Annotated in this window: 20 protein-coding genes; 9 read left to right on the top strand and 11 right to left on the bottom strand. The window is 32.1% G+C overall.

The window, feature by feature from the left end:
- The first annotated feature begins 70 nt into the window (after positions 1–70).
- Positions 71–700: a 16S rRNA (guanine(527)-N(7))-methyltransferase RsmG gene (gene rsmG / locus C8N26_RS01430; RefSeq protein WP_120185721.1), complete on the top strand. Its 630-nt coding sequence runs from the start codon at positions 71–73 to the stop codon at positions 698–700.
- Here the strand turns inward: rsmG and C8N26_RS01425 are convergent.
- The 5 genes from C8N26_RS01425 to chrA form a co-directional block, all read right to left on the bottom strand.
- A complete protein-coding gene (locus C8N26_RS01425; protein ID WP_120185720.1) occupies positions 697–1,323 on the bottom strand; it encodes an arsenate-mycothiol transferase ArsC in 627 nt (208 codons plus the stop codon). The genes rsmG and C8N26_RS01425 overlap by 4 nt on opposite strands.
- Position 1,324: 1 nt before the next feature.
- Positions 1,325–1,792 (bottom strand): DUF6428 family protein, encoded by a 468-nt coding sequence (locus tag C8N26_RS01420; RefSeq protein ID WP_028891390.1) that lies wholly within the window; start codon positions 1,790–1,792, stop codon positions 1,325–1,327.
- A 48-nt stretch (positions 1,793–1,840) separates the two neighbouring features.
- Positions 1,841–2,170, bottom strand: coding sequence for an ArsR/SmtB family transcription factor (locus tag C8N26_RS01415; RefSeq protein ID WP_028891389.1), 330 nt, complete (start codon positions 2,168–2,170; stop codon positions 1,841–1,843).
- 78 nt (positions 2,171–2,248) lie between these two features.
- Entirely contained in the window at positions 2,249–3,481 is a 1,233-nt protein-coding gene (locus C8N26_RS01410) for a DEAD/DEAH box helicase (RefSeq protein ID WP_099215174.1), read from the bottom strand.
- Between the two features lie 48 nt (positions 3,482–3,529).
- The gene (gene chrA, locus C8N26_RS01405) at positions 3,530–4,651 is read right to left on the bottom strand and encodes a chromate efflux transporter (RefSeq protein ID WP_120185719.1); all 1,122 of its coding nucleotides are present in this window, start codon (positions 4,649–4,651) and stop codon (positions 3,530–3,532) included.
- Positions 4,652–4,806: 155 nt separating this feature from the next.
- Between chrA and C8N26_RS01400 the strand changes: the two genes are divergently transcribed.
- The gene (locus C8N26_RS01400; RefSeq protein ID WP_170141613.1) at positions 4,807–5,442 is read left to right on the top strand and encodes a YceI family protein; all 636 of its coding nucleotides are present in this window, start codon (positions 4,807–4,809) and stop codon (positions 5,440–5,442) included.
- A 74-nt stretch (positions 5,443–5,516) separates the two neighbouring features.
- On the opposite strand, the gene C8N26_RS01395 is transcribed toward C8N26_RS01400, so the two are convergent.
- From C8N26_RS01395 to pruA, 3 genes are all read right to left on the bottom strand, one after another.
- Positions 5,517–6,149, bottom strand: a complete 633-nt coding sequence (locus C8N26_RS01395; RefSeq protein WP_147418468.1) for a hypothetical protein — start codon at positions 6,147–6,149, stop codon at positions 5,517–5,519.
- 69 nt (positions 6,150–6,218) lie between these two features.
- Positions 6,219–7,130: a glutaminase gene (locus C8N26_RS01390; RefSeq protein WP_120185716.1), complete on the bottom strand. Its 912-nt coding sequence runs from the start codon at positions 7,128–7,130 to the stop codon at positions 6,219–6,221.
- Positions 7,131–7,246: 116 nt separating this feature from the next.
- Positions 7,247–8,872, bottom strand: coding sequence for an L-glutamate gamma-semialdehyde dehydrogenase (pruA, locus tag C8N26_RS01385; protein WP_120185715.1), 1,626 nt, complete (start codon positions 8,870–8,872; stop codon positions 7,247–7,249).
- Between the two features lie 139 nt (positions 8,873–9,011).
- On the opposite strand from pruA, the gene C8N26_RS01380 reads away from it, so the two are divergent.
- From C8N26_RS01380 to C8N26_RS01365, 4 genes are all read left to right on the top strand, one after another.
- Positions 9,012–9,728 carry an NRDE family protein gene (locus C8N26_RS01380; protein ID WP_120185714.1) on the top strand — a complete coding sequence of 239 codons (717 nt, stop codon included), beginning with the start codon at positions 9,012–9,014 and terminating at the stop codon, positions 9,726–9,728.
- 35 nt (positions 9,729–9,763) lie between these two features.
- A complete protein-coding gene (locus C8N26_RS01375; protein ID WP_120185713.1) occupies positions 9,764–10,435 on the top strand; it encodes a hypothetical protein in 672 nt (223 codons plus the stop codon).
- A gap of 108 nt (positions 10,436–10,543) precedes the next feature.
- Positions 10,544–12,322, top strand: a complete 1,779-nt coding sequence (locus C8N26_RS01370; RefSeq protein WP_120185712.1) for a hypothetical protein — start codon at positions 10,544–10,546, stop codon at positions 12,320–12,322.
- Between the two features lie 5 nt (positions 12,323–12,327).
- Positions 12,328–13,656 (top strand): hypothetical protein, encoded by a 1,329-nt coding sequence (locus C8N26_RS01365; RefSeq protein WP_120185711.1) that lies wholly within the window; start codon positions 12,328–12,330, stop codon positions 13,654–13,656.
- A 3-nt stretch (positions 13,657–13,659) separates the two neighbouring features.
- Here C8N26_RS01365 and C8N26_RS01360 read toward each other — a convergent pair whose 3' ends face one another.
- From C8N26_RS01360 to C8N26_RS01350, 3 genes are read right to left on the bottom strand one after another with little or no spacing between them, the layout of a single operon-like run.
- Positions 13,660–14,751, bottom strand: a complete 1,092-nt coding sequence (locus C8N26_RS01360) for a DUF3667 domain-containing protein (RefSeq protein WP_120185710.1) — start codon at positions 14,749–14,751, stop codon at positions 13,660–13,662.
- Positions 14,751–15,137, bottom strand: a complete 387-nt coding sequence (apaG, locus tag C8N26_RS01355; protein WP_028891376.1) for a Co2+/Mg2+ efflux protein ApaG — start codon at positions 15,135–15,137, stop codon at positions 14,751–14,753. Before apaG ends, C8N26_RS01360 begins: the two co-directional genes overlap by 1 nt.
- A gap of 50 nt (positions 15,138–15,187) precedes the next feature.
- Positions 15,188–16,420: a type IX secretion system plug protein gene (locus C8N26_RS01350; RefSeq protein ID WP_120185709.1), complete on the bottom strand. Its 1,233-nt coding sequence runs from the start codon at positions 16,418–16,420 to the stop codon at positions 15,188–15,190.
- A gap of 161 nt (positions 16,421–16,581) precedes the next feature.
- On the opposite strand from C8N26_RS01350, the gene C8N26_RS01345 reads away from it, so the two are divergent.
- The 3 genes from C8N26_RS01345 to C8N26_RS01335 are packed head-to-tail and all read left to right on the top strand — an operon-like array spanning position 16,582 to position 19,886.
- On the top strand, positions 16,582–17,934 hold the full coding sequence (locus C8N26_RS01345) for a Na(+)-translocating NADH-quinone reductase subunit A (RefSeq protein WP_120185708.1): 1,353 nt from the start codon (positions 16,582–16,584) through the stop codon (positions 17,932–17,934).
- Positions 17,935–17,937: 3 nt separating this feature from the next.
- Positions 17,938–19,143 (top strand): NADH:ubiquinone reductase (Na(+)-transporting) subunit B, encoded by a 1,206-nt coding sequence (locus tag C8N26_RS01340; RefSeq protein ID WP_028891373.1) that lies wholly within the window; start codon positions 17,938–17,940, stop codon positions 19,141–19,143.
- Between the two features lie 2 nt (positions 19,144–19,145).
- Positions 19,146–19,886, top strand: coding sequence for a Na(+)-translocating NADH-quinone reductase subunit C (locus C8N26_RS01335; protein WP_120185707.1), 741 nt, complete (start codon positions 19,146–19,148; stop codon positions 19,884–19,886).
- The last annotated feature ends 2 nt before the right edge of the window (positions 19,887–19,888 follow it).

Here is a 19,888-nt window from a genome sequence, read left to right as displayed (position 1 = left end):
TTAATATCTTTTATTTAAAAATTAACAATACCAAATTGTTTTTTATTTTTGCAGCGGAAAAAATGACTTCATGGAACTTATAAAAAAATATTTTAGCAATTTAACAGAAACACAATTAGAACAATTTTCTAAGTTGCAAGAACTGTATCAAGATTGGAACTTAAAAATTAATGTTGTTTCTCGTAAAGATATTGATGAATTGTATTTGCGCCACGTATTACATTCGTTAGGAATTGCGAAGGTTATGGAGTTTAAAACAGGAGCCAAAGTAATGGATGTAGGTACTGGTGGAGGTTTTCCAGGAATTCCGTTAGCTATTTTATTTCCAGAAACACAATTTCATTTGGTAGATTCTATCGGAAAGAAAATTAAAGTGGTTAACGAAGTTGTTGAAGGATTAGGTTTAGAAAATGTAAAAACAATTCACGGACGTGTAGAGGAGGTAGATGAAACTTATGATTTTATTGTGAGTAGAGCGGTAGCGCAAATGGAAACGTTTCATCGTTGGGTAAAAAATAAGGTAAAAAAGAAAGAAAACCACGCGTTAAAAAACGGAATCTTATATTTAAAAGGAGGTGACCTTACAGAAGAACTTGCGAACTTCCCTAAAGCCACCATTTATGATTTGCCCGACTTTTTTGAAGAAGATTTCTTCGAAACTAAAAAAGTGGTACACTTACCAATAAAGTTTAAAGGTTAATTTTTTACAGTAGAAAACACATAGTGCATTTCAGCTGCAATTTGTAAACTACGCTCTAAGTATTTCTCTTTTTCAGAAGATGTACCGTCGTATAATTTAGGATCTTCATAGGTAACAGGAATCCTCTTATCAGCACCAGCAATAAAAGGACATCCTTCGTCGGCTTGTGAGCAGGTCATGATAGCACAAAATGCTGAAGTAGGATTAAACGTATCATCATATTTTTTAGAAAAACCTATTATAGAAGGTATGTTTTCTGCGTACTTTATTGCATAAATAGGATTTGTGCCTTCAGATAATTGCTGAATTCTAAATCCGTTACCTACTAAAGTATCTACAACTGTTGCATTCATAGCAGTAGCTTCTGTTCCTCCTGAATAAGAAAGTACATTCGGAATTTGATAATAAAAAGCCATTGTTTGTGCCCATACTTGCGATAAATGACTTCTTCTTGAGTTATGAGTACAAATAAAATTCAGATTTATAACTTCTTTATTGCTCAATTTTTCCTGAATGTAACTTACAAGAGGTTGTAAAAATTGTTTTCGCTCTTCTGAAATAGTTGGTAAACTCGAAAGAGTTTGCTGTATTTCAGTAAATAGTGATGAGGTTTGTGTATTCATATTAGCAGCACCCTGAATTTGGTTCACAAGCAGTTTGTTTTTGTAAATCTGATAGTTTTACTCTTGGCTTTTCTGTTGGAATTCCGCAGTTATCTTTCGCCAAACAATCCGTTTGTTTCGTAGTAAGTAAGAAGTTGGTTCCGTCAAAATCCAATCCGTATTTTCCTATGGTGTTTCCTTGGTATTCTACCTCGATTTCTAAATCAGGAATATTTAATACTTTTTCTGATAACTCAATAATGTGAATTAATTTTTCTGGGTGTAATCTGTGATCGTAATCATTTGCATTCCATAATTGAAAGTTAACTACTTCTTCATTTCTAACTGTTCCACCACAGTCGATAAAGTTTTTAGTAACCTTTCCAACTTCCGTTACATGAAAATGATTAGGAACTAGGCTACCGTCAGGTAATTGAAAAGCAATAGTTTTTAGTGTGCTTAAGTGTTGTTTGATTTCTGATAGTTTCATGGTTATAGTGTTTATTGTAATATTACGATTAATGATTCCAAATTTTTTTTAGCAACAATTTTTATTGTTTGTATCAAGGTCTAAAAAAGAAGAAAGTAAGGTTTTAATTTCTTTCCAGGTTGAAGGATTAATACAATAGCAAACGCTAGTTCCTTCAATAGTTCCTTTAATAATACCAACTTTTTTTAATTCTTTTAAATGTTGCGAAATAGTAGGTTGTGCCAAGCCAATTTCATTTACCAAATCACCACAAACACAAGAATTCAATTTGAATAAGTGTTGTATAATAGCAATACGAGCTGGGTGCCCTAACACTTTCGCAATCGTAGCTAATTGATTTTGCTCTTCAGTAAATATTTCTGATTTGGTTAACCCCATTGATTAATTATTATATTGCAATATTACGATTAATAAATAAAACACTAACTATTTTTAGTGTTATTTTTTATAAAAAGTTTAATACCAGCGTTTTTTCTTCTTTTTAGAAGCTTCTGATTTTCTTCCTTTTTTGTGTTTACTAACAGTGTTGGGTTGTTTTTTCTTCTTTGGTTTTGCTAGAGGGAATGGATGGTCTTCTACAATTTTTATAGTTCTATCCATAAATTCTTGAATTGCCTTGATGTAAGAAGTTTCATCAGCACTACATAACGAAAAGGCGATTCCAGATTTACCAGCTCTACCTGTTCTACCAATTCGATGTACGTACGTTTCAGGAATGTTAGGTAAATCTACATTAATTACAGCATCTACTTTGCTTACATCAATTCCTCTGGCAGCAACATCAGTGGCAATTAAAATATTGGCTTTGTTATTTTTGAAGTCTTCTATGGCTTGATTACGCAAGTTTTGCGATTTATCACCATGTACACTGGTTGCTTTATAACCGTTTTTTTGTAGTGTTTTTTCTAACTTATCAACTCCAAATTTGGTACGACGAAATATAATGATGCGTCCTTTTATGGTGTTTCGTAGTAAGTGTAAACACAAGTCGACTTTGTGTTTTTTAGGGGTGTAGTATAGTAACTGACCAATGTTTTTAGAAGTAGTTTCCGCAGGAGAAATATCTACTTTTTCAGGATTGCGTAACATCGATTTGGCTAAATCGTTTACCTTATCAGGCATTGTAGCAGAAAACAATAAGGTTTGTTTTTTACGCGGACATAACTCTTCTATTTTCTGTACATCGTCAATAAAGCCCATGTCTAGCATTAAATCGGCCTCGTCTAACACCAATGTTTTTAGTTGTCTAACATCAATACTTCCTTGTTTATGTAAATCGATAAAACGACCTGGAGTAGCAATTAAAATATCAACTCCTTTTGCCAATACATCTTTTTGAGGTTGTGTAGCCACACCACCATACACAACAGTACTTCTTAAATTAGTATACTTACTATATGCTTTAAAGTTTTCTTCAATTTGAATTGCCAGTTCTCGAGTAGGACTTACAATTAGCGCTTTTATCTTCTTAGCTCTTTTTTCAACATCTTCCTCTTTAGAAAGCTCTTGAATAATAGGCAACGCAAAAGCAGCTGTTTTACCTGTACCTGTTTGTGCAGCTACAATGACATCTTTTTTGTTAAGTACTAACGGAATTACTTCTTGTTGTACTAGCGTTGGTTTGTGGTGTCTTTCTTCGGTAAGTGCTTTTAAGATAGACTTGCTAAGTTGTAGGTCTGAAAACTGCATCAAATATTTTTTTGCAAAGGTAGGCTAAAAGGAATGATATTATGGGGTTTACCAATAAGTTAAAATATATCCTAACATAGCACCTCCTAAAACAATAAAAGCGCTGTTTACTTTTTTAAAATAAAAAACAGCAAGCAGACTTATGATGACAATAACAATAGTGCGCCAATCTGAAATAGTATCTTTAGCCATTGTTATACAAACAGCAATAATTAAGGCAACGGCAGCTACATTTACAGAGTCTAAAATAGCACCAATAAGCTTCGATTTTCTCATTTTAGGAATCAACGGATTTAAAACTAAAACAAAAAAGAAGGAAGGTAAAAATATTCCAACAGTTGCCACAAGTGCACCCGTTATTCCGTTCATTTGCCAACCAATAAAAGTAGCGGTAGATAAAACAGGACCTGGGGTTATTTGTCCTACAGCAACCGCATCTATTAGTACTTGTCTTGAAAGCCATCCGTTAGCGACCAATTCTGCATCTAAAAAAGCAAATAATACATAACCACTTCCATATAAAATTGCACCAACTTTTAAAAAGGTTAATAAAATTTTCAGATTGTTGGCTTGAAGCGTTTCACTTGCCTGAAATAGAAAAAAAGGAAGTATGCTGATTAAATTAGTACGGTTTTGGTTGAAAAAATAGAGTAACGCACCTAGTAAGCCACAGCCAAACAAAGCTGCTATTTCATTAACGCCTAAAAGGCAAGCAACTAAAGTTATTAATCCTAAAATAGCTAAAGATGTATTTTTTATAGCTTTTTTACCTAATCGATAAGCTGCCATAACAATAATGGCGATTACTGCGGGTTTTATTCCGTAAATAAAGGGTTCAACTTTAGGAAGCTGACCATATTCTTGGTATAACCAAGCTACTATTGATGTAATTACTACGGCAGGAAAAATAAAACAAAAGCCAGCGACAATTAGCCCTTTCCAACCAGCTCTTTCATGTCCGCAGTGCATGGTCATTTCAGTAGAGTTGGGCCCCGGTATTAAATTGGTAGCTCCCATTAAATCTAGAAAATGTTGCTGAGTCATCCATTTTCTTTTTTTAACAACTTCATCTTCCATCATGGCAATATGTGCAGCAGGTCCGCCAAAAGCAATACAACCTAGTTTAAAAAATAGTTTTGCGACTTCTTTAAGTTGAGTTTTTTGTGACATTTTAAAGTGTTAGAAAAATAGATTTTAGTGGTTTTTGGAGGTAAATTTAAATAAAAGTACACTGGTTAAAGCTTTTTTACACTTTTTTGACAATTGATTTACACTTTTAACGGAAGGTTGCGATAGTTTTGATGAAAACTTTAAATACGAATAGTATGAAAACCATTAAAAATAGAATTTTGTTAGTTGGGGCATTGTTAGTTATAGTACTTGTAAGCGGGTTTGCTAAAAGTACTTCAACAGTTACACCAAAAGAAATAAAAGAGGTAAGAGAAACTGTAAAAAATCAAACAATCAATATGTTTGTAACACACGGTCATTGTAGCACACCGTTTGGTGGTATTGTAAACGATTTAAAAGTGGATATTCCTGTGCGAATGGATGCTGGAAACCCGTTAGAAAACATGCGTATTTCGTTTGAGGTTAATCCAAACTCATTTAGAGTATGTAGAGGTGATGAGGCTGATTTAACTGCAAGAATTAAAACAAAAGGAGTGTTTATTAATGATAAGAACGACAACATAACGTTTAGAACTACGAATGTTTTTGTGATGGGAGTAGATTGGTATCAAATTAACGGAATGATGTCTATTAAAGGAGTTGAAAGAGAAGTGAAGTTTTTTGCCACAGGAATTAGAGATTCATACAAAAGCATGTCTAGCGAACTGGTATTACAAGGGCAAGTAAACTTATTAGATTGGGGGATTGATTATGATAAATTAGTAAACGGGCAATCATCAAACGTTCCAACAAAATGGTTGTACTTAAATATGAAAATTGAGTTGAGTTAGTCAGAGAGACTAAAAAAGACATAAAACAGTATCTCGATGCTGTTTTATTTCTTAGTATATGCTGAACGTAATATTTATTTTAATTTATACCTTTCTTTGAATTTTCTTTCATAAGTGTTTTTATAGTCAATACTATCTTTATATCCTAAATCCATTTCTGAGATTAACTCATTTTGAACTTCATGAGTAAAGTCTAAGAAGTCCCATCTTTTTGGAAAGTTATTAAATGGAAGTTTTATGGTTTTATATGGATGGGTTATTGTATTTTCTGCAATCGAAGTATAAACAGCTATGAAAGTTCCGATTTTTTCTTTCAACTCTTTTTTTGGTAAGTAGGAATTATTTAAGACAAACAATCGTGTAAGTTTGTTTTGTAAATCAATTGTCTCTGATATTTTTCTTAAACCTTTTACTTGTCTTAAGTAATTTTCTTTTTCAGATTCATTTTTTGTTCCTGAAATTATATCATTTTTAAAATAATTAGTGTCTTCAAAGTATTGATAATTCCCCATAAGAATATGAGTTATTTCAAGCATTTCTTCTAGTTTTTCAATCCGTAATTGTCTTTTTTCTATTCTAGAATTTTGTATGTATGCTATTACTGAAATCACAATAGCAATTATTGAAATTATTCCAGTTACATAATCGTTTATTTTCATTTTGTTATTAAAATCAAGTGTTTTTATATCGGACGTAACTTTTTTCAAAAAAAAATCCGTTTTAAAGGTTTATATTCAATGCTAGCCAAGTTAGTTTAAATTAAATCAAAAATCAACCTAAAAAATAGACTGTTCAGAAAGTGTGGTAAACTCCTCTAAAAAGCGCATACCTCTATAGGAATTTCCTTTTTTGTTTAATTTAGGGCTCCATACAGCTATGGCGTATTGGTTTGGGTGTATGGCAATAATACCACCGCCAACTCCACTTTTTCCCGCTAATCCAACTTTAAAAGCAAACTCACCAGATTCGTCATAAAACCCACAGGTTTGCATCAACGCATTGATTCTTTTCGATTGACTTTTGGTCAATATTTGTTCTCCTTGTCGTGTTTTTCCGTTATTGGCTAAGAAGAAAAACAATTCAGAAAGTTGTTCGCACGTCAGTTCCAACGAGCATAAATCGAAATAGAAATCTAGCACAACTTCAGGGTCGTTGTATATGTTTCCATAGGATTTAATAAAATTACATAAGGCTACATTTCTATATCCTACCGATTTTTCAGAAGCCGCAATTTTTGCTGAGTAGTCAATTTTCTTATTTTTGGAAAGACTTTTAATGAAATTCAATAAATCTTCCTTCGGGTTTACCAAGCTACTAATTAAAATATCAGCAATTACAATAGCACCTGCGTTGATAAACGGATTTCTAGGAATACCATTATCCGTTTCCAGTTGTATCAATGAATTAAAACTATTTCCAGATGGCTCAACACCTAATCTGTCCCAAATAGATTCGCCAAGATGCTTATACGCCAAACAAAGTGATAATACTTTGGCGATACTTTGAATGGAGAACTTTTCTTGAAAGTTTCCTAATCCAAAATTAGTATTAGCAACTGTTGAAATATGTACACCAAATTTATCAGCATCAATAGTTGCCAATTCAGGAATATAGGTAGCTAACTCTCCAATATTTTGAATAGGAGCTATTTTTTGATATACAGTTTCAAGTATTTCTTTGTAATTCATTGTTTATAACAAACGATTGCTAAACGAAATTAGTTGATTTCTATTTGAAAACAAATAAAAAAGCAACCTCATTTGAGGTTGCTTTTAGTTATATAAATTTCCGTAATTGGAATATCTTATCCTAAGAAAGGGTAACGGTAATCAGTTGGAGAAACAAAAGTTTCCTTAATTAAACGAGGTGATACCCAACGTAATAAGTTTTGAGCAGATCCTGCTTTATCGTTTGTTCCAGATGCTCTTGCTCCACCAAATGGTTGTTGTCCTACTACAGCACCTGTTGGCTTGTCGTTAATATAGAAGTTACCAGCACAGTTTTCTAATGCTTTTGTAGCTTCTGCAATAGCATAACGATCTGTAGAGAATACAGCACCAGTTAAAGCGTATTCAGAAGTTCCATCAACTAATTGTAATGTTTCAGCCCAATCAGCATCTTCATACACATATACAGTTACTACAGGTCCGAATAATTCAGTTTCCATAGTAGTATATTTAGGGTTGGTAGTTAAGATAACAGTTGGCTCAATAAAGTATCCTTTCGATTTATCATAGTTACCACCAGCAAAAATCTCTGCATCAGCATCAGCTTTAGCTTGATCAATATATCTAGCTAATTTATCAAAAGATCCTTCGTGAATTACAGCTGTGATAAAGTTGCTCATATCTTCTGGAGAACCCATTTTAAAAGAAGCGATATCTTCTTTTACATAGTTTAACGTTTCTTCAGCTAATGATTTTGGTAAGTATACTCTTGAAGCTGCAGAACATTTTTGTCCTTGGAATTCGAAAGCACCACGAGAAATACCAGTAGCTACTTGTTTAGCGTTTGCTGATGGGTGAGCAACGATAAAATCTTTACCTCCTGTTTCACCAACAATTTTTGGATATGTTTTATAGATGTGGATATTTTCTCCAATTTTCTTCCAAATATCTTGGAATACATTTGTAGAACCTGTAAAGTGGATTCCAGCAAAATCAGGAGAAGCTAATACAACTTCAGTAATGTCAGCAGGATTTCCTAAAACTAAATTGATAACACCATCAGGTAAACCAGCTTCTTTAAAAATTTGCATAATTACGTTAGCAGAAAAAACTTGGCTACTAGAAGGCTTCCAAACTACAACATTCCCCATCATTGCTGCAGATGCAGGTAAATTTCCAGCAATAGCAGTAAAGTTAAACGGAGTTACAGCGTACACAAATCCTTCTAATGGTCTGTATTCAACGCGGTTCCAAATTCCGTCGTCAGAATTAGGTTGCTCACTGTAAATATCAGTCATATACTCTACGTTAAAACGTAAGAAGTCGATTAACTCACAAGCTGAGTCAATTTCTGCTTGATGAACTGTTTTAGACTGAGCAATCATCGTTGCAGCGTTAATTTTTGCGCGGTAAGGACCAGCGATTAATTCTGCAGCACGTAAAAAGATAGCAGCTCTTTGCTCCCAAGGCATTTGTGCCCATTCTTTACGAGCTTCTAAAGCAACAGCAATTGCTTTTTCAGCGTGCGATTTGTCTCCAACATGAAATTGTCCTACTACGTGTTGGTGATCGTGAGGAGGAGTCATGTTTTCAGTCTTTCCTGTTCTAACTTCTTCACTACCGATATACATTGGTACATCCATAGATCCGTTAAAATATTCTTTGTATTGTTTAGAAACTGCTTCGCGCTCTGGAGATCCAGGAGCGTATCCTTTTACAGTTTCATTAATGGCAGTCGGTACGTGAAAAAATCCTTTTCCCATTTTGTATGTTGTTTGTTGAATTAAATTTCTTTCTTTGTTATTGAAAAGTCTATAAAAACTTTCTTAAATGACAAAGTTAAGGTTATTTTGGGAATATACAGGTGGACATAAGGCTTGAATTTAATAAAAGGAAAACAGCATGTGTACGGTAACTTATTTACCTTTAAGGGGTAATAATTTTATTTTAACTTCAAACAGAGATGAAGATCCGAAGCGTAAAACAATTGCGCCAAAAACCTATTGCGAAGAAGGAGTGAAGTTAACCTACCCGAAAGATGAATTAGCAGGAGGAACATGGATTGGTTTAAGCGAAAAGCATAGATTGATATGTTTGTTGAATGGAGGTTTTACCAAACATCAAAGAGCAGAATCCTACCGAATGAGTAGGGGAGTTATTGTAAAGCAGTTGTTAAAGGTTGATGATCCTGTTGAAATAATTAATGATTTTAATTTTGAAGGAATAGAACCGTTTACGATCGTACTGGTAGATTGGGCTACTGAATTAACAGCATACGAACTGGTTTGGGATGGAATTGAAAAGCATTTTCAAAAACTAGACAATGAACCAAAAATATGGTCATCTTCTACCTTATATGGTGAAGAAATGAAACAGTTAAGAAGAGAATGGTTTTCAGAATGGTTAAATACTACTCAAGAGATTAATCAGTTAAATATTGTTGATTTTCATCAAGATGAAACTAGAGGAACTCCAGAAATTTCATTAAAAATGAAACGTAGTTATGTTGAAACGGTAAGTATTACTTCTGTTGTAAAAAATGACAATGAACTGAGGATGACTTACTACGATTTACACTCAAATATTAACACAATACAAGAAGAAATCATTCGTTCGTAATTAAACCTATTTGGTATCTTTGCCAAAAATTTAATATGAACAAAAGATTAATATTGCTATTCTCTCTTATTTCTACTTTTTTGTTTACAAGCTGCTTTGAGTTTGTAGAAGAAGTTAGTTTTAATAAAGATGGTTCGGGTAGTGCTGTGTTAACAATCAATTTAAGTAAAAGCAAAACAAAATTAGCCTCAATAATGTTGCTTGATAGTATTAATGGTTACAAAGTGCCATCTAAAACTACTATAAGGAACAAAGTAAACGAAATAGTTTATAAAATAAAGCAAACTAAAGGGGTTCATAATGTAAAAAACACCTTAGATTTTAACGAGTTTATTGTAACGGTTTCGTGTGATTTTGATAATGTTGAAGCTTTAAATGAGGTAATTTCTAACTTCAGTTCAAAAAAACATATAGAAGCGATTAAAAAGAATAAGCATTTTACATATAATAAAGAAAACAAAACATTTACACGTAGCCATCATTTCGATTTAGGAAAAGAGTTTCAAAAAACAAAAAATCAAGATCGAAAAGTGTTTGAAACAGCTACTTATACAAGTGTATATCGATTTGAAACACCCATAAAATCAACCGAAAATAACCAAGCAAGAATATCAAAAAGTAAAAAAGCAATTATGCTGCATTTACAAGCTCAAGATATCATATCGAACAAACAATCAATCAAAAATAAAATTCAATTAGAGAATTAAAATTAGGGTGAAACCAACATGATTAAAAGAATCTTTTAAATAAGAAACATAAAGATTACTTTAATCATTAAAGGTTACATGTGATTTTAAAAAAGTAAAAACAAACAGATGAAAAAAATTATTGCTACACTACTGCTTTTAAACACATTTACAGTTATACAAGCTCAAAAATTAGAAACTAAAATACCTGAGAATGTTGATGTGCTAATCTCTGCAAATGCAGAAAACTTATTTAAGTTAATAAATGTATCAGATATTGATGAAAATGCTATTGGAAAAGAAATTTTAAAAGATTTAAATAGAGATTATAATATTTCTAAGGTTGAGTCTCAAGCAGTAGTTGTTGATGAGAATGAGGAAAGAAACAAAGAAAATGAAGTAATTAAACATAAAGTTTCTTCTGTTGCTAATGCAGGCGTAAATGTTAAAGCAAATGCATATTATTTTTTAACAAAGACTGATAGTGTTTCGTATCATAACTTTTATGTTGAGTTAAAGGATAGAAAAACATTTGAGTCATTGTTGTATGAAAGAGAAAAAAAGAAACTTAAAACAGAAGGAAACTATAGTTATATAGCAGGGCGTTCTTCTTTTAAAATTTGGAATGATCATGCATTATTACTTGTAAACGGAAGTATGTCTAAATCATTTTTCTCTGATAATAAAGAGCGTTTAGAGAAGTTAAAAGAAGAAGGAGAATACAATTATAACTTCAAGAGAAGATTAGCTAGAGAATGGTCAAAAGAACATGGACTGAATATTTTTGACAAAAACTATTCTAGATCTATTGCATCAAATAGTAAATTTCAAAAAAGCAAAAAGAAGAATTCATCAGCAACATTATGGGTGCGTAATTATGGTGAGTTAATGACTGATATTTTTAAGTCTTTCGGAAACAGCTTTTATCCTTTGTATGCTGAAGGAGATCATAATGTTTATGGTGTAGAAGAGGTAACTGCTAACTTATTTTTTGAAAAGGAAGATGCAAGAGTTTTGTTAGATATGGCGGTTAGTTCGGATATGAAAAAATCTTTTAAAAAGATTTACAATAAGAGAATGAACCGAAATTTAGTTAACAGTTTTGATCATGATAAGGCCTTAGCTTTTTGGAGTATTTCTTTAAATACTGAAGAAACATTAAAACAATATCCAGAATTGGTAAATAAAATGTACGGAGGTATTTTACCAAAGTTTCAAGAAGAAATTGAAATTGTTGGAGATTTATTTTCTTTAGTAATTGACGAAAAAGCGATAGGGGAATTAATTACAGGTGATGCGTTGTTGGTATTGAATGATTTTGCAAAAAAAGAAATCGAGTACACTACCTATGAGTATGATAAAGATTACAAGCGCAAGGAGGTAACAAAAACAAAAGAAGATTTTGTGCCAGATTTTACCTTAATGATTGGTTCTGAAAAAGAAGATTTATTAAATAAGTTCTACCAGATAGGAGAAAAGCATAAAGCGGTAAAAATTGAAAACGGTGTAGTTGAGTTTGTAACTAAAAAAGCTGACTTACCTTTCGGGTTATATTCTGTAGTGAAAAACAATGTGTTGTATTTAACGACTTCTAAAAAAGGAGCTTTAAATATTGCTAATGGCACTACAAATTTCAATACTAAAAAGCATAATAAATTGGTAAGAAACAACTCAACAGTATTGTATGTTGATGTAAACGGAATTTTAAAGAAGGTGCCAAACGAGTGGATGAGTAAGTCAGAAAAAGAAGCTTTACATTTTTCTACTGATAATATGAGTGATGCTGTATTTAGAGTATCTAGAATGAAAGGAAATACGATTTCATCTGAGTTAAAACTTTCAACGCAAGGTACAGAAGAAAACACCTTAAAATTATTATTAAAATTTATCAACTCGGTAGCTAAATAAACTGAATGATAAAAAAAATAGCATATACCTTTTTAATAGTATGCTGTATTATAGTTACGGTTGGGTTTTTTAGATATAATCCAACCGTAATTTATGCAGAAAAGGTTCCTGTTTCTGCTGAAACGGTTATATATATCAACCTTCGAGAAATAGAATACAACATACTTACTAGTTTTTTAAAATACCCATTTTCTCAGCTAGACTTTAAAAAACAATCTGCAGCAAAAAAAGAGGAACAACGTTCTTTACTAGATGAAATTGAAATTCCTAGTAGTGTCTTTCTGTATACAAATCAACAAGAGTTTAAAGGGTTTTTAATTAGTAGTAAGATCTCAGTTAAAAATAACTTTGCTGAGGTTTTAAAAGAAAAAGGATTTAAAGAAGAAAAGAGTGATGGAGTTATCATTTACGATAAACAACAAATTACCTGTGTAGTTAGTGATAAAGAAGCTCAGGTAATATATAAGGTTAATAAAAATGATAAAGTTTCCCATGAATTGATAAAAGCCCTTAATAAAAGGGATTACTTTTCAGAAGATGCTGAAATTTTTGCCAAGAGTAAAAAACATAAAAGCCCGATAACTTTTACTACAGCTAAAGGAGATTTTTTTAAGGTTTTAGTTGATAAAGGTCAGTTAAATATTGATGGGCAATTAAACGAAGCTAACGATATTTTCTTGCCTTTTAAAACAGGTTTTGATACTAATGGTATTGCTATTATTTCAGGGAAATTAAACACTAAAAAACTAACAAAAATTTTACCTGAAAACACTTCAGAGAAGTTTAGAAAGTTTACCACATTATCTTTAGATTCTATTGCTGCTAAATGGAACGGAACGATGGACTTTCAACTTTCTTCTTTTGTTGAAAAATCTGATACTATCATAACTTATGAGTACGATGATGATTTTAATAAAGTAGCCAAAAAAGAAATCCAAAATAGCATAACTCCTAATATAATTTTTAACCTAGAAGGAGAGGGCTTGTGTGAATATTTGTATAAAAAAGAGGTGATCAAACAAGTGGGCGGTAATGAAGTGTTAACCCTAATACCTCTATTTACTACCTATAGTTTTTGTGATAAGGATAAGCTACAAATTAGTTCACAAAAACAGCCAGTTTTAAATGAAATGAAAAAACTAGAGGATAAGTTTTATTTTTCATTCAATGTAGCTCAATATCAAGCAAAAGACAGAGGGATATATTCTTTCAAAAACAAATATTTAGATAAAGTTGAGGTATTACAATTGTCAGTAGCTAATAACAATCAGTTAAAAGGAACTATAAAACTAAATAACACTTCAAAAAATTTCTTTTTACAAGTATTAAATTAAAGATTAATACAGAGCGAAGGTTATAGCCCAAACAACTACTATACCGATAAACATTAAGCTTATGAAAACGGTGTTTACGATAAAGTATTTTATTAAGGTTTTAAAGAACGACTGACCGTAAAATTTTTTCATTGCTATAAATAGATATAGTAAAAATAGGATTGAAAAAATTGTAGGTAAGTTATTACTGCTTTTATTAATAAAACCTATGATATAAAAAATACTAGCGAGTAGAAAAAATACGGTTTGTACATGAAAAACAAATACTAAATGCTCGACATAAGTGTACTTTCTTCGAATGTATATAAAAGCCAAGAAAAGAGTAAATAAAGGAAGTAATACAAATAAAGAAATAGAGATGTACGAGAAAAGTTGTTTGTTGAATTTATTACGTTCATCGTCATTTCTTACATACGAGTTTACGAGTTTAACTTTAGAATATAAAAAACGATTGCTAAAGTTTTTTTCAATTTTTAAACTATCTAGAGCGCTTTCAGTAGAAAGATTTGGGTTTTCTTCTTCAAACTTTAAAAAATTATAAAATACAGAATTATTGACATGATTTTCAACTGAATCTAATTCGGTTATTGAATCTTTTTTATTAGGACTTAAAGAGTCTATTTTTTTTTGATTAAGTTTTATTTCGCCAAATACAAGGTCGTGTAACTGACTAATGTTAAGTTGTGTTTCTTTTTTGTTTTCAACGTTAATATTCAAAAATGAGCTATTAGGGTTTCCATTTCTAAGTTTTTCAAAATGGTCATAACTGTTAATTGCTCCCAGAATTAAAAAGAAAATAATTGTTGTAGCTAAATAAAATCGAAAAGGATTTGTGTATCGAATTCTTCTTCCTTCAATATAATCTTTCGAAACTTTCCCAGGGTTAATTAACAAAGGAATTAATGTTCTCCAAAACTTTGTGTCTAAAGAAAAGAAACCAGCAAAAAGTTCACGAAGAAAAACACTTAAGGTGATTTTTTTTCCTCGATTATGTTGTCCGCATTCAGGACAAAATTTTTCACCACGAGTAAAAGGATATCCGCAATTTAAACAGTTAGGGTCTTTTATAACTGTAACTTTATTTTTTTTGCTCATTAGTTTAAAATAGACGTAGTAGTTAGTTGAAAAGTTGGTATGATAACTAGGAACTCTTCTAAAGTCTTTGTGTTAATCATTTTGTAGTTACCACCCATTGCTCCTGTTGTTGAAAGTAAGAAGCAATTAGATTTATAGTTGTAAATGTCGTTTGGTTTTAAGGTAGGGGTTTCTCCAACAACGCCTTCACCTTCTACATATTCAGTGTTGTTAAGAGCATCGAAAATGACCCAAAAACGTTCAAGTAGTTTTACGGTTTCCTTAGATCTGTTTTCAATAGTAATATAATAGCTAAAGGCATAGTACTGCTGATAGCCCCTATAAACGGTACCCTTAAAAGAAGTTTTTACCGAAATTTTTATCCCCTTAGTTACTTGCTGAAACATAGGATAAAGATAGTTCTTTTTCATTTTTCAGTCAATGTTTATTGTAATGCTTACCTATTTTGATTAAAATAACCATTACCTACTCCAATTACTCTATCGTAAATTTCGCCAAAAGGTTTGTAGTAAACAATAACAGTATATTCATTTTCAGTTTGGGAAAATGACCCATCGATTTCATGTAAGTTAATAACGTCGCTTGAATTTAAGGTTGCGTAGCTATAGTTATAAAAGCCTTGTTTGAAAGGTAAGATAGCTTTGTATATTCCTTGACTAGAATCGTACGTCATTTTGTTATCTTCTGATAATTCATAATTGTTGAAAGCACCATACACATATACATCTTTGTTTTCATAAGGTTCAAAAGCGTCTAACGAAAAATGAACTAAAGAGTAATCAGCTTCAGTATCGTCTTGTTCATTGTTTACGTCTCGTTCGGTGGTTCTTATCACGAATTGCCCGTTTATATCAGGGTTATATGTGTAGGTTTTATCAGCTCGAGGTTCATCGGTGTATAAATAACTATGATATAAATTGTCGCGTGTAACTCTAGCTACATTTAAACTACTACTTCTAATATATTTGGTGTCAAAATTTAAAAACTCGTTACCTGCCCAAAAATTAGTTTCAACAGTATGATTGTATAGTAATTGTTGAGGTTTAATAAAAATAGGCTGTAAGTTATTAATGGCTGTATTCCAATTGTGATTTTGAAACAATGTTACATTAATTTCTTGAGAAGGATTGTTAATTTGTAAACCAGGGTGGTTTATTGAAAATTGAACAGTTTGTTGTTGATTAGCTGTTGATGTATTTCTACTTCTAAATACTGCTACACCTACAGTAGTTATATCTTCGTAAAATACACATTTTCTAGTAAAGACGACATCATAATTTTCATCAATAACAGAAATTAAATAATTACCGCTTTTGGTAATAATAGTATTCTGATTTGGAATTTCAACCCAATAATGAGTGTAAGGTTGAAGTGTATTGAAAGAATTTGCAAAATTGATAATTTCGTTTTGTTCAAAACCTTGAATGTATTGGTTGCTAGATAGTGAACTAGGTTTCCAGTCATGTGTCATGTGTTCAATTTTGTACTGATATTGTTTGCTGTCAGCGTTTAAATCATCAAAAGAAAGTTTTAAAATATCACCTAAGCGAACAATTGGAGTATACCGTTCAGTATTATTCTTAGGACGTAGCTGAACTGTTTTTATGTTTTGAGCATAGCTTGAAATAGCACAGAAAAAAACAGCAATAAATAAGTTTCTTGTTTTCATGATGTAACAAAAATATCAAAATATACGCCAAAGACAAGGTTTTTATTTAGAATAAATATAAATAAGAAGGTAAAGTAAAGATATGGATTGTTTTGTTCTGTAAAGGGGGGTAAAATTTTTAAATTTGCGTGTTTTTAAGAAAATCAAATTAATCAGTTCCTATGTCAAAAGACATCCGTATTAAGAAAGGCTTGGATATCAAGCTAGTTGGCGAGGCAGAACAGGTAACTACCGAACTTCCATTAGGTAGTGTGTTTGCAGTGAAGCCAGATGATTTTCACGGCGTTATTCCTAAAATTTTAGCAAAAGAAGGTACAGAAGTAAAAGCAGGTGAAGCACTTTTTTATTCAAAAAGTGATGAGCGTATTTTATTCTCTAGCCCTGTTAGTGGTAAAGTTACAGAAATCGTTCGTGGAGCACGAAGAAAAGTTTTAGCAATTAAAATCACTGCTGATGCACAGCAGGAATACAAAGATTTTGGTAAAAAAGATGTAGACGCAATGTCTGGAGAAGAGGTTAAAAACCACTTGTTTGCTTCAGGTTGTTGGCCGTTTGTAAAACAACGTCCGTACGACGTGGTTGCAAATCCAAATCAAGCACCAAAAGCTATTTTTGTATCTGCTTATGCAAGTGCGCCTTTAGCAGCTGATTATGATTATGCCTTGAAGGGTAAAGAAGCTGAGTTACAAGCTGCTTTAACAGCGTTAACAAAGTTAACTACTGGTAAAGTTCATGTTTCTGTAGCGGCGAATTCAACATTATCTCCATTTAAAGGAGTAAAAGGTGTTGAATTACATAAGGTTTCTGGACCACACCCATCTGGTAATGTGAGTACACAAATCGCACAAATTAGTCCTATTAACAAAGGAGAAGTTGTGTGGGTAGTAACACCGCAAGACTTGGTAGTTATTGGTGAGTTATTATTAACAGGTAAGTTTAACATTACTCGTACAATTGCATTAGCAGGATCTAAATTTAACAAACCACAGTATGTAACTGCAAAAGCAGGAGCGCAAATTGCTGATGTTGTTAAAGGAAACTTAGATGCCGATAATGCACGTGTTATTAGTGGAAATGTGTTAAGCGGAGAGCAGGTAGGTCAAGAAGGTTTCTTAGGATACTATGACAATATGATTACTGCAATTCCAGAAGGAGATGATTATGAATTCTTCGGATGGAATAAGCCAATCTTTAACAAGATATCTGCTTCTAGAGCATTGACGTTCTCTTGGTTAAACCCAAAGAAAAAATATGACCTAAATACGAATACTAATGGAGAACACAGAGCATTTGTGGTAACTGGTTCGTATGAAGAGATTTTTCCGTTAGATATCTATCCGATGCAATTATTAAAAGCTTGTATGTATAAAGATCTTGACGAAATGGAAGGATTAGGAGCTTATGAAATTGCACCAGAAGATTTTGCATTAACAGAATTTATTTGTGTATCGAAACAACCTCACCAAAAAATAATTCGTGAAGGATTAGATTTAATGAGAGAAGAATTAGGATAAGATATGGGCTTAAAACAAAATTTACATAATTTAAAAGAGAAATATAAAGGTACTAAGATGGCACCTGCGTTTAACGCAATCCACACCTTTTTATATTTGCCAAATGAGACTACTCATGGAGGAACTCATATCAAGGCAGCCGATGATTTAAAACGTACTATGAATACGGTAATTATGGCATTAGTACCATGTTTACTTTTCGGTATGTTTAATGCAGGGTACCAACATAACGCTGCAATTAATGGCTTTACAGAAGGAATGTCTTTCTTTAGTGGAGACTTTTGGAATATGGACAATTTCTTAGTTGGTTTAACTAAAATTTTACCATTAGTAATTGTATCGTATTTAGTAGGTTTAGTAATCGAATTTATCTTTGCTGTAATTAAAGGACATGAAGTAGAAGAAGGTTACTTAGTAACAGGAATGTTAGTTCCGTTAATTGTACCAGTAGATTTACCATTATGGATGTTAGCCGTAGCAGTAGCTTTCGGTGTTGTAATTGGTAAAGAAGTATTTGGTGGTACAGGAATGAACATCTTAAACCCAGCGTTAACAATTCGTGCATTTTTATTCTTCGCATATCCAACATGGATGTCGGGAGATAAAGTATGGGTTCACGGAGCAGTAGAAGCTGCAGGAACTGCTGATGCAATTTCAGGTGAAACGGTTTTAGGGAGTTTAGCACAATCACAACCAATTAGTTATTCAGTTTCTGATATGTTCTTCGGATTTATTCCAGGTTCTGTAGGAGAAACGTCAACATTATTAATCTTATTAGGAGCTTTATTCTTAATCTTTACAAAGATTGGAAGCTGGAGAATCATGTTATCTTCAGTAATCGGAGCTTTAGTAATGGGATTCATCTTTAATCAAGTAGTTGATATGGGGTGGGTTGGTGAAACTAGTAAGTTTTACGGATTAATGAGTTTAGATTTCTGGAAACATTTATTAATTGGAGGTTTCGCTTTTGGTGCGGTATACATGGCAACTGACCCTGTAACTGCAGCACAAACTAACAAAGGAAAATGGATTTACGGTTTCTTAATCGGGTTTATCTCAATTATGATTCGTGTATTCAACCCAGCATATCCAGAAGGAGTAATGTTAGCAATCTTATTAATGAATGTATTTGCTCCAACTATTGATCACTATGTGGTTCAAGGAAATGTAAAGAGAAGATTAAAACGTTTAAAAGCTAAAACTGCCTAATTATGAGTAAGAAGACAGATAGTAATGTATATACAGTAGTATTCGCAATAGGAATGGTACTAGTAGTAGGTGCGTTGTTAGCTTTTACAGCGTCATCACTTCGCCCAACAATCGATGCTAACAAACGTATCGAAAAGCAACAAAATATTTTGTATGCAATGGGTGTAAACGAAAATGATGAAACAAGTATTGTATTTGTTTCAAAAGATAAAGTAGCAGATGAGTTTGCTAAATACATCAAAAAGCAATTAGTAATTGAAGGAGAAAATGTTTCTGAAGATGCTAAAGCATATTTAATTGATGTTAAAAAACAACAAACAGCAGCTAAAGAAGGTAAAACAAGAAAATTACCATTATTTGTAGGTGAAAAAGATGGAACTACATTTTACATCGCACCAATTAGAGGTAAAGGTCTTTGGGATGCTATTTGGGGGTATGTTGCAATGGATAAAAACATGGTAGTTCAAGGAGTTTTCTTCGATCATAAAGGAGAAACACCAGGTTTAGGAGCTAACATTAAGCAACGTTACTTTATGGATGATTTTATTGGAGAAGATTTAATGAACAACGGTTCTTTTAAAGGAATTGCAGTTTCTAAATCAAACAATGATCCAAAGAATGAAGATAAAAATGATAACGAGGTAGATGCAATTGCAGGAGCTACTATTACTGGAGACGGTGTGGCTGCAATGATTAAATCTGAATTAGGTTTATACGTACCTTACTTTAAAACATTAAAATAAAT

Origin of the sequence: Tenacibaculum lutimaris, assembly GCF_003610735.1 — a bacterium.
In the GTDB taxonomy this organism is placed as follows: Bacteria; Bacteroidota; Bacteroidia; order Flavobacteriales; family Flavobacteriaceae; genus Polaribacter; species Polaribacter lutimaris.
This window is presented reverse-complemented; position numbering and strand designations above follow the sequence as displayed.

Bases quoted from the DNA above. Each gene is read 5' to 3' on its own strand.
- C8N26_RS01380 (WP_120185714.1), top strand. From the start codon at position 9,012: ATGTGTACGGTAACTTATTTACCTTTAAGGGGTAATAATTTTATTTTA.
- C8N26_RS01400 (WP_170141613.1), top strand. From the start codon at position 4,807: ATGAAAACCATTAAAAATAGAATTTTGTTAGTTGGGGCATTGTTAGTT.
- rsmG (WP_120185721.1), top strand. From the start codon at position 71: ATGGAACTTATAAAAAAATATTTTAGCAATTTAACAGAAACACAATTA.
- C8N26_RS01340 (WP_028891373.1), top strand. From the start codon at position 17,938: ATGGGCTTAAAACAAAATTTACATAATTTAAAAGAGAAATATAAAGGT.
- chrA (WP_120185719.1), bottom strand. From the start codon at position 4,651: ATGTCACAAAAAACTCAACTTAAAGAAGTCGCAAAACTATTTTTTAAA.
- C8N26_RS01415 (WP_028891389.1), bottom strand. From the start codon at position 2,170: ATGGGGTTAACCAAATCAGAAATATTTACTGAAGAGCAAAATCAATTA.
- C8N26_RS01365 (WP_120185711.1), top strand. From the start codon at position 12,328: ATGATAAAAAAAATAGCATATACCTTTTTAATAGTATGCTGTATTATA.
- C8N26_RS01420 (WP_028891390.1), bottom strand. From the start codon at position 1,792: ATGAAACTATCAGAAATCAAACAACACTTAAGCACACTAAAAACTATT.
- pruA (WP_120185715.1), bottom strand. From the start codon at position 8,872: ATGGGAAAAGGATTTTTTCACGTACCGACTGCCATTAATGAAACTGTA.
- C8N26_RS01360 (WP_120185710.1), bottom strand. From the start codon at position 14,751: ATGAGCAAAAAAAATAAAGTTACAGTTATAAAAGACCCTAACTGTTTA.
- C8N26_RS01410 (WP_099215174.1), bottom strand. From the start codon at position 3,481: ATGCAGTTTTCAGACCTACAACTTAGCAAGTCTATCTTAAAAGCACTT.
- C8N26_RS01345 (WP_120185708.1), top strand. From the start codon at position 16,582: ATGTCAAAAGACATCCGTATTAAGAAAGGCTTGGATATCAAGCTAGTT.
- C8N26_RS01375 (WP_120185713.1), top strand. From the start codon at position 9,764: ATGAACAAAAGATTAATATTGCTATTCTCTCTTATTTCTACTTTTTTG.
- C8N26_RS01425 (WP_120185720.1), bottom strand. From the start codon at position 1,323: ATGAATACACAAACCTCATCACTATTTACTGAAATACAGCAAACTCTT.
- C8N26_RS01370 (WP_120185712.1), top strand. From the start codon at position 10,544: ATGAAAAAAATTATTGCTACACTACTGCTTTTAAACACATTTACAGTT.
- C8N26_RS01390 (WP_120185716.1), bottom strand. From the start codon at position 7,130: ATGAATTACAAAGAAATACTTGAAACTGTATATCAAAAAATAGCTCCT.
- C8N26_RS01350 (WP_120185709.1), bottom strand. From the start codon at position 16,420: ATGAAAACAAGAAACTTATTTATTGCTGTTTTTTTCTGTGCTATTTCA.
- apaG (WP_028891376.1), bottom strand. From the start codon at position 15,137: ATGTTTCAGCAAGTAACTAAGGGGATAAAAATTTCGGTAAAAACTTCT.
- C8N26_RS01335 (WP_120185707.1), top strand. From the start codon at position 19,146: ATGAGTAAGAAGACAGATAGTAATGTATATACAGTAGTATTCGCAATA.